This is a genomic window from Lacisediminihabitans sp. (genome assembly GCF_036404185.1).
In the GTDB taxonomy this organism is placed as follows: domain Bacteria; phylum Actinomycetota; class Actinomycetes; order Actinomycetales; family Microbacteriaceae; genus Lacisediminihabitans.
Window position 1 is genome coordinate 1 of record NZ_DASWPB010000200.1, and the last position, 8,069, is coordinate 8,069.

The 8,069-nt window shown below is 70.0% G+C and carries 9 protein-coding genes and 1 pseudogene; 6 read left to right on the top strand and 4 right to left on the bottom strand.

Features of this window, described 5'->3' with window-relative positions:
• Positions 1-57 precede the first annotated feature (57 nt).
• Entirely contained in the window at positions 58-807 is a 750-nt protein-coding gene (locus tag VGC18_RS14215; protein ID WP_331098530.1) for a GNAT family N-acetyltransferase, read from the top strand.
• A gap of 16 nt (positions 808-823) precedes the next feature.
• Here the strand turns inward: VGC18_RS14215 and VGC18_RS14220 are convergent, their stop codons facing one another.
• The 4 genes from VGC18_RS14220 to VGC18_RS14235 all read right to left on the bottom strand — a co-directional run bounded on the left by VGC18_RS14220 (position 824) and on the right by VGC18_RS14235 (position 4,933).
• On the bottom strand, positions 824-1,738 hold the full coding sequence (locus tag VGC18_RS14220) for a L,D-transpeptidase (RefSeq protein WP_331098532.1): 915 nt from the start codon (positions 1,736-1,738) through the stop codon (positions 824-826).
• A gap of 65 nt (positions 1,739-1,803) precedes the next feature.
• On the bottom strand, positions 1,804-2,523 hold the full coding sequence (locus VGC18_RS14225) for a glycosyltransferase (protein ID WP_331098534.1): 720 nt from the start codon (positions 2,521-2,523) through the stop codon (positions 1,804-1,806).
• A complete protein-coding gene (locus VGC18_RS14230; RefSeq protein ID WP_331098536.1) occupies positions 2,520-3,884 on the bottom strand; it encodes a bifunctional PIG-L family deacetylase/class I SAM-dependent methyltransferase in 1,365 nt (454 codons plus the stop codon). The genes VGC18_RS14225 and VGC18_RS14230 overlap by 4 nt, the downstream gene beginning before the upstream one ends.
• Positions 3,878-4,933, bottom strand: a complete 1,056-nt coding sequence (locus tag VGC18_RS14235; protein WP_331098539.1) for an acyl-CoA dehydrogenase family protein — start codon at positions 4,931-4,933, stop codon at positions 3,878-3,880. The genes VGC18_RS14230 and VGC18_RS14235 overlap by 7 nt, the downstream gene beginning before the upstream one ends.
• Positions 4,934-5,078: 145 nt before the next feature.
• Here VGC18_RS14235 and VGC18_RS14240 point away from each other — a divergent pair, with 145 nt between their 5' ends.
• From VGC18_RS14240 to VGC18_RS14260, 5 genes and pseudogenes are all read left to right on the top strand, one after another.
• The gene (locus tag VGC18_RS14240; protein WP_331098541.1) at positions 5,079-5,243 is read left to right on the top strand and encodes a hypothetical protein; all 165 of its coding nucleotides are present in this window, start codon (positions 5,079-5,081) and stop codon (positions 5,241-5,243) included.
• 301 nt (positions 5,244-5,544) lie between these two features.
• Complete coding sequence (locus tag VGC18_RS14245; protein ID WP_331098543.1) at positions 5,545-5,748, top strand: cold-shock protein; 204 nt, start codon at positions 5,545-5,547, stop codon at positions 5,746-5,748.
• Between the two features lie 139 nt (positions 5,749-5,887).
• A complete protein-coding gene (locus VGC18_RS14250) occupies positions 5,888-6,325 on the top strand; it encodes a DUF2269 family protein (protein ID WP_331098545.1) in 438 nt (145 codons plus the stop codon).
• A 69-nt stretch (positions 6,326-6,394) separates the two neighbouring features.
• Positions 6,395-7,228: a DUF1684 domain-containing protein gene (locus VGC18_RS14255; RefSeq protein ID WP_331098547.1), complete on the top strand. Its 834-nt coding sequence runs from the start codon at positions 6,395-6,397 to the stop codon at positions 7,226-7,228.
• 58 nt (positions 7,229-7,286) lie between these two features.
• Positions 7,287-8,069: pseudogene (locus VGC18_RS14260) on the top strand (bifunctional 3'-5' exonuclease/DNA polymerase); the annotation flags it as partial.

Sequence of the window (8,069 nt, forward strand, 5' to 3'; positions counted from 1 at the left end):
AATCCGCTCGAGCGCACGGTCAAATGACCACCCGGCGAACAACGAAAGGAAACCCCTGTGACACCGCGTTCCGACGCACAGAATGAGGACATCGTGCTCGACGAGAGCGCCTTGGCCGACCCCGTGTGGAGCGCCATGGTCGGGGCGCAACGCCGCCTGGCCGTCGTCGGCCCGACCGGCCTCGCCGGTCGCTTCGATCCGGCGGTGTCACCGTTCGCCGGGATCGCGGATGCCCGGGAGACCGGCGCGTGGGAGGAGCTCGCCGGCCTGGTCGGCGAGGCACCCTTCCTGCTGGTCGCCGACGAGGCCGCCGTGCCGCCCGGATGGTCGGTGGATGCGGTCACGGAGGTGAGCCAGATGGTGCTCGTCGATCCCGGCCGTGCGGCCGGGCATCGGGAACGCGTCCGGAACGACGTCCTTCTCCTCGGGGCCGGGGACGTCGGGGACATCGTCCGGCTGGTGGCGGCGGCGGAGCCGGGGCCGTTCGCCGAGCGGTCCGGGGAGATGGGGACCTACCTCGGCATCCGCGAGGACCAGAGGCTCGTCGCCATGGCCGGCCAGCGCCTCCGGCTGCCGGGCTGGCGGGAGATCAGCACGGTGTGCACGGCGGCGGAGTTCCGCGGGCGGGGCTACGCGGCGGCCCTCGTCGCCGAGCAGGTCCGCATCATCTCCGACAGTGGCGCGCGGTCGTTCCTCCACGTCCTCCCCGACAACCCGGCCGTTGCCCTGTACCGCCGCCTGGGCTTCGAGCCCCGCCGGACGGTCCGGGTGCTCGCGCTGCGCGCCCCGGCACACGACGGCCGATAATAGCGTCCCGTGCCGGTCAGGTGAAGATGATCGGCGTACCGGCTGGCAGGGCGGCGAGGGCGTGCGTCATCGCGGCGGAGACCCGAACGCATCCGTGAGACTTCCCGGTCGGATCCGGGTAGAAGTGCAGCGCGGTGAGCGCCGAGTTGCCACCGTATCCCGCCAGGGTCGCCGAGTGCGCGCCGGTCAACGAGATCGGGTTGCCCCGGGTGTAGGCGACCCGGGTGTCGATGTAGCTCGACTCGATGTAGGTGAAGGTCGCGGCGGGCGTCGGATCGTCCGGCGTGCCGAGGCGGGCGACCTCCGATGCGGACACCGCGCCGGAGGCCGACACGATCGAGACGGTGGAGGTCGTGTTGTCGACGATCACGGAGCGATCGACGGTGGTGAGGGTGAAATCCGCAGCCCGCGCCCAGGCGAAGGTGGAGCTGGGCGCCGGGATTCCCGGGCTCGGAACCGTCCTCCTCGACGGGGTCGAGACGAGGATCATGTCGCCGCTCACCCCGAACACGGCGACGGCGGTGGGGGTGTTCACGGTGAGCACCGTCGCGCCGAGGGCCGCGATGGGAGCGGCGTCCGGGGCGGGCGAGGAGTACAGCGCGACCAGAGGATCCTTCGGGGCCGCGATCTCCCACCGGTTGACGGGGGTCGTCATCGACGAGTCGAGCAGTTGGGGGATGACCGCGTCGTAGAAGGCCAGCGGAAGGGCGGCGAGCTGTTGCTGGCTCGGCTGTGCCGGAGCCGCCGGGGGAGGAGGGCTCTGGCTCGGGCTCGGAGCGACGGCCGCAACCGTCTCTACCGGTCGCGGCGGGGCGTCCGTGCCGGCGGAGACCACGACGACGACCGCCACGATGGCGACGATCGCGACGGCTGCTGCTGCGGAGACGATGCCGATCCGGAGGCGTCGCCGCGTGGGGGAGGTCTTCTGCACGGTCGTTCCAGTGTGGGTGCCGTGCGGGGCCGGGTCAACCCGAGGCCCGGCCCGCGCCCGTTGCGCTATCGCATCGAGCCATCCGGGACCAGGCGCGTCGCCAGGTACTCCGAATATCCGCCCGGCGCCCGACCTCGATGGCGGCCGGAGGTCATCACCTCCCCGGCGTCGCTGTGGACGATGCGCGCCCGCAGCTCTCTGAGCCGCTCCACGAGGCGCACGTCCTCGTGCTCCTCGAGCTCGGCGAAGCCGCCTGCGGCGAGGTAGAGGTCGGCCCTCACCCCGAGGTTGGCGCCGTGGACGTGCCCGTTGGGATGCCCCGAGACGTGGGTCGCCAGCCAGGCATCTCTCTGCGCCGCGCTGAGGTCGGCAAAATCCGGACGCACCGTGCCGACCATGACTCCCCCGTGGCGGCGGGCGATGTCGAGCTGGGCGAGGATCCAGTTCTCCGGAACGGCCGAGTCCGCGTCCGTGTTCGCGATCCAGGTGTTCGCGGGCGGAGAGCCGAGCTTCGCGAGGGCGTAACGGATGCCCGCCGCCCTGGCCGCGCCGACGTTCGCACCATCGAGCTCGAGCAGGTCGACACCCTCGAAGCCGGTCGCGATCTCCGCGGTCGCGTCCTGGCAGCGATCGGCGACCACCACGGTGAGGACGCGGGGTGCGGCCGATCCCCAGCGTGCCTCGGTCGCGGACACGGCGGCGGCGACGGACGCCAGGCAGCGAGCGATGAGCTCCTCCTCGTCGCGGGCGGGGATCACCACGGCGACCGCCCGGATCGCGCTCACGGGACGAGCCCGGTCTGCTCGGCCACCGAGCGCGGATCGTGGGAGAAGACGTCGAGCAGGAAGTCCTCCTCGATGTGCTGCACGATCCGCCGAAGCCGCGGGTGTCGCAGCGCGGCCGACTGCACCTCGTCCGCGCGCAGCGGGTAGTCCTTCACCGCGTGCCGCCAGTGGCACATCACGAGGATTCCCTCCGGCGTGAGCGTGTCGTCGATCCGGTCGAGGAGGTGGTTGAGGTCGGCCACGCTGAAGTAGTAGCCCACCTCGGACAGCAGGATGAGGTCGAAGTCCCCATCCGGGTAGCTCTCGCTCACGTCCATCCGCTCGATCGTCAGGTTCCGGCTCTCGTCCAGCCGTTCCCTGGCGCGATCGACGGCCGCCTGCGAGATGTCGACGGCGAGCAGGCGATCGCACCGCGGCGCGAGGCCCTCGGTGAGCATGCCGATGGAGCAGCCGATCTCGAAGGCCGAGGAGTAGCGCTCGCGGGTGAGCGCGGCCAGGGTCAGCGCCCGTTTGCGCGCCTCGTACCAGCGGGTCTCGAATCCCCACGGGTCGGGTCTGCGGGCGTAGGTGGCGTCGAAGTAGGCGCCCGGTATCGTCTCGCCGTCGCTGTGCTCCACGACGAACACCTCCGTTTCGCGATCGAAGTTCCTGAGGAACCCGGGATGCAGCATCGCCTCGTCCCCGGGAGAGCCGGACAGCGGCGACGTCTGCGAGGCGTGCAGCCCGACCGCCCTGCGCTTGGCGGCGACGGCCGATGGCGAAAGCGGCAGGGCGGTGAGGCGGTCCCAGGGGACGGCCACGTCATCGGGGGAGGCCCAGTGCCACATCCAGATCGGGTAGGCGATCAGGCGCAGCGAGTCCCGCCTCGCGATCTCCGCACAGATCTCACCGAGGACCCGGTGGTCGCGGTGTCCGTCGCCGGTCCACGGGGCGACGAGCAGCGTCGATGCCGACGCGTCACCGAGAACCAGGGCAAGGGCGTCCGCGATCTCCTCGCGGTGCTCTCTCACCCGCCCGTCGGGGAAATCGAGGAAGACCACGGGGCACGCGGGCGCGAGTGTCGCGACCGCGGCCTCCACCTCGGCTCTGCGGGTCGTTGCGAGCTCCCCCGCGGTGGTCGTCGGGGAATCGGGATGCGACGCCGACCCGTCGGTGACGATCACCACCCGCAGGCTCAGGCCGCGGGAGGCGCATTCGGCGAGGAGACCGCCAGCGCCGAGCGTCTCGTCGTCGGGATGAGCGGCGACCACGACGATCCTGGTGACCGCGGAGAGATCCAGCTCCGACAGCGTCGCGAGCCGCGGGTCGGCGGACCAGAGCTCGGCCGTCGTGCCCTCGGCCCGGCCGTCGAAGCTCACCACGGCGACCGCTCGTCCAGGACCAGGTCCCGGCCCAGGGAGGCCTCGTCCCTCTCGGCGTGGTGTTGACGCACGTAGAGCTCGAGGTCGGCGACCCGCTTGGCGTGGGCGGCGTCGAGGGCGAGCGGTGCCGGTCCGAGGGCGTGGCCAACGTGGCGGGCGATCTCCTCACAGGCGTTAGCGACGGTGGCGCGGACCCGCTTCGCAAGCATCCGCCCCTCCCGGCCCGTCGCCGAGCCGTCATCGACGAGGGCCGCGGCCTCCTCGAGCGCCCGCCGGGAGTCCTGAACGTGCCGGTCCACCGCGCCGAGGTGCATGAGCATCAGCGGATCCGGCTCTCCGACCCTCGCTGCGGCGAGAATCGTCCTGGCCAGGCCCACCGCGCCGCCGAACCAGCAGGCGGCCACGCCGATGCCGCCCCAGGAGAATCCCGGCCGGTCGAGATACCAGCCCGGCTCCCCGACGGGAATGGCGGGCACCGCGGAGAAGCGCACCGGCCCGCTCGGAATCTCGGTCAGCCCCCTGGCCTGCCAGGAACCGGCCTCGACATCGATGCCGGCGTGATGGAGATCGACGGCGAACAGCCGTCGTGCGCCGTCGTCGAGCCGTGCGGTGACGAGGGCCGCGTCGAGCTGCCCGGCGAGGGAGCACCAGGGCTTAACACCGTTCAGCAGCCAGCTATCCCCGCTCGCCGTCGCGGTCAGCGGGCTCCGGCCGCCCTCCGCGGCGAAGACACCCCAGGTGCGATCACCGCCGTCCGGCCACTCCGGGAACTCCGAGCGCTGCGCCTGGTCGAGGATGGCGGCGGCATCCAGGTGGGGCTCGATGGCCCGCGCCGCCCCGAGGTCGTGGGCGGCGATCGTCGCGAGGGCCTCCCAGAGGTCACGGGTGCTGCCGGTGCCCGGATGCCGCCCCCGCGCGCCCAGCAGGATGCCCAGCTCCAGCGCGGAGACCACGGAGTCCGGCATGCGTTCCCGCGCGAGCACCACGAGGGTGCCCACCGGCGGCGTGGGGGACGCGGACAGGGAGACGACTTCGGGTTCCGGGGACATCGACAGCCACAGTAGAGAGCGAACCCGATCTCGGTAAGCGGGTTGTGCATCCGGCACAGACGTGCTTAATACGCTCGACGGGGGAGAAGGTCAACGGAACCCCCTCATCCACTGCGGCGCCGCTTATCGGCGTACAGTCGGCGCCATGATCGCACTCATCGTCATTTTGCTCATCGTCTGGCTCGTGCTCGCCGTCCTTGGCTTCGCCATCAAGGGCCTGCTCTGGTTGGCGATCGCGGGAATCATCCTCTTCGTCATCACGGCGCTGATCGGATACATCCGGCGCGGCGGTCGCAAGACCGGCGTGTGAGCCGGCCGCGGGCCGGATCCATCGCTCTCGCCCGGGCGCTCACCGGGTCCCCGCGCGGGCCGCACAGCACGCTCTCAGAACGACCTGCAAAAATTCTCGGATCTTTTTTCCCAGAATGGCCCCAAAACGCGGGACGTCCAGTACGCTTGGCCGTGCAGTTGCAGTACCTCGCAGATCTTGAATGCTTGGAACTCCTGGGTTTTTCCCACGGGGTGCCATGTTTCTTTCGGGAGCGGACGATGAACACCGCGACGAGCGATCCGACAGTCGGATCGCGCGAAGACTCCTGAAGGAGACAGATATGACACTGGGAACCGTGAAGTGGTTTAACGCTGAAAAGGGCTTTGGATTCATCGCCCCCGACGACGGCAGCCCCGACGTGTTCGCGCACTACTCGGCTATCGCCAGCAGCGGCTACAAGTCGCTCGATGAGAACCAGAAGGTCGAATTCGACCTGGCGCAGGGCCCCAAGGGCCCGCAGGCGGAGAACATCCGTCCGCTCTAACCGGCGAGCCGCCCTCGGGCGGCGCTTGGTTCGACTCTCGAAACCGACTCCCGCATTCGTGCGGGGGTCGGTTTTGTCGTTAACGGCCGGCCTCGGCCGGACCCGTGCGGCAGGCTCCGTCCCCTCGTAGGATTCGAGTATGGATCTCCTGTTCAGCATTCTTCATGTCGTCGGTTCCGTCTTCATCATCGGGCCCATGGCCATCCTTCCGATGACCGGGCTGCGAGCGATCCGGGCGGGCGCGGGCGGACAGGTGACGACGCTCGCGAAGTCGGTCACCATCTTCAGCGTCCTCTCCCTCCTCGTGGTGATCTTCGGCTTCGTGCTTCTCGGGGTCAGCGACCCGAAGTACCACCTCTCCTTCACCACCTCGTGGATCTGGATCTCCCTCGTCGCCTACGTCATCGCGGCGGGGCTGAACCTCTTCCTCGTCGCTCCCGCTCTGCGGGATGCCGGCACCCGGCTGCAGGACGGCAAGTCGGTGGCCGCCGGGGCCCATCCCCGGATCTCCGCCGGTTCCGGCCTCGCATCCCTTCTGCTCGTCCTCATCGTCGTGCTGATGGTGTGGAAGCCGTGACCTGCGGGGTGGCGCAATAAATTCGTGAGCCTTCCGGTTATGGTGAATGACTCAGCGAGGATGGAACCCATGACCGATACGGCAACAACAGCGACCCCGGAACAGCAGTTCGCGACCTATCACGAGCGCCGTGAGCTCGCGGTCGTCCAGCCGAAGGGTAGCCTCGCCCTCGTGAACACCCAGTGGATCGACTCCGAGCAGACGATCTGGGGCGTCCCCGGCACCTGGGCGCCGCTGCCGAAGGGCGAATCGGGCCTGCTGCTGACCGCCGAGGCATCCGACCACATCCTCGTCGACGGCGTCCTCGTCGACGGTTCCGCGGCCGTCCGGGGCAAGGATGCCGAGAGCCCGAGTGAGATCGTCTTCAGCGAGACGGTGACCGGCTTCGTCATCGCCAGCGAGGAGGGCACCTACGCGCTGCGGGTGTTCGATGCTGATTCGGAGGGGATCCGCCAGTTCGGCTCCATCGACGTGTTCCTCTACAACCCTGACTGGGTCGTCACGGCGACGTTCACCGAGATCCCGGGCGGCACGACGGTCGGCTTCGAGCACCTCAAGGACGACGGCAAGACCCGCGAGCTGCCGGTACCCGGGACCATCACCTTCACCAAGGACGGCGTCGACTATGATCTCGCCGCCTTCAAGGCCGGCCGCGCCCTGCAACTGGTCTTCTCCGATGCCACGAGCGGCGACAGCACCTACAGCGTGGGCCGGTTCCTCTTCGTCGCGCCGAACCGCGACGGCAGCATCACCCTCGATTTCAACCGGGCGGTGCTCCCGCCCTGTGCCTTCAGTTACGCGTTCAACTGCCCGATGCCGCCCAAACAGAACCGGTTCTCCGTGCCCATCGAGGCCGGCGAGAAGCAGGTGCTCACCAAGGACGGCTCGCTGCTGCACGAGTAGCCGCCCGGCGATCGCGGCTGCCGCGCCGGGAGTCACCGGCAACGGGCAGACTGGTGGGGTGTACGTCGCCCTCTTCCAGTCACCCGATGGGCCGACCCTCCAACCGCTCGATGCGGCCGGGCATCCGACCGGGTCCGCCACGACGGTCGACGACACCCGCCTGGCCGAGGCGGTAGCTGCGCTCGAGCGTGAGCATCCGCGCTGGGTGTGGGACGACACGAGTCGCTGGCATCCGCGGCTGTTGGCGGAGGGGGTCCGGGTCGAGCGGTGCGTCGACCTCCGGCTCTCGCACAACATCCTGCGCCATTCCTCGTTGACGGCCCGCTCCCGGCTGGCGACCGGACCGGTCACCTCCTGGGACCGGCCTGCGGCCGAGACCATCGAGCGGGAGCCATCGTTCGCCCTCTTCGACCTGGACGAACCGGATGCCGTGGGCGGTGGGGAGGACGTTGTCGCGGAGTTCTCGCTCCAGCGGGAGGCGGTCGCCACCGCGGAGGACCCGCCGCGGCTCGGGCTGCTCCTCGCCGCAGAGTCGGCCGGCGCGCTGGTGGCCGCGGAGATGTTCTTCGCGGGGCTGCCCTGGCGGGAGGACATCCACGACGCGATCCTCACCGAGCATCTCGGCCCGCGCCCGTCGCCGGGGCAGCGGCCCGCCAAACTGGAGGCCGCGCTCGGCCGGCTTCGTCAGGCACTCGAGGCTCCGACCCTCAACCCCGATTCCCCGGCCGACCTCCTCAGGGCTCTCGGCGTCGCGGGGCTCATGGTCACCTCGACCCGGTCCTGGGAGCTGAAGAAGCTCAGGCATCCGGCGATCCCGCCGCTGCTCGAATACAAGAAACTC

What these genes read in the sequence shown, in the direction of transcription:
- VGC18_RS14235 (WP_331098539.1), bottom strand. Translation starts at nt 4,933, where the DNA reads ATGTCCCCGGAACCCGAAGTCGTCTCCCTGTCCGCGTCCCCCACGCCG.
- VGC18_RS14240 (WP_331098541.1), top strand. Translation starts at nt 5,079, where the DNA reads ATGATCGCACTCATCGTCATTTTGCTCATCGTCTGGCTCGTGCTCGCC.
- VGC18_RS14245 (WP_331098543.1), top strand. Translation starts at nt 5,545, where the DNA reads ATGACACTGGGAACCGTGAAGTGGTTTAACGCTGAAAAGGGCTTTGGA.
- VGC18_RS14250 (WP_331098545.1), top strand. Translation starts at nt 5,888, where the DNA reads ATGGATCTCCTGTTCAGCATTCTTCATGTCGTCGGTTCCGTCTTCATC.
- VGC18_RS14255 (WP_331098547.1), top strand. Translation starts at nt 6,395, where the DNA reads ATGACCGATACGGCAACAACAGCGACCCCGGAACAGCAGTTCGCGACC.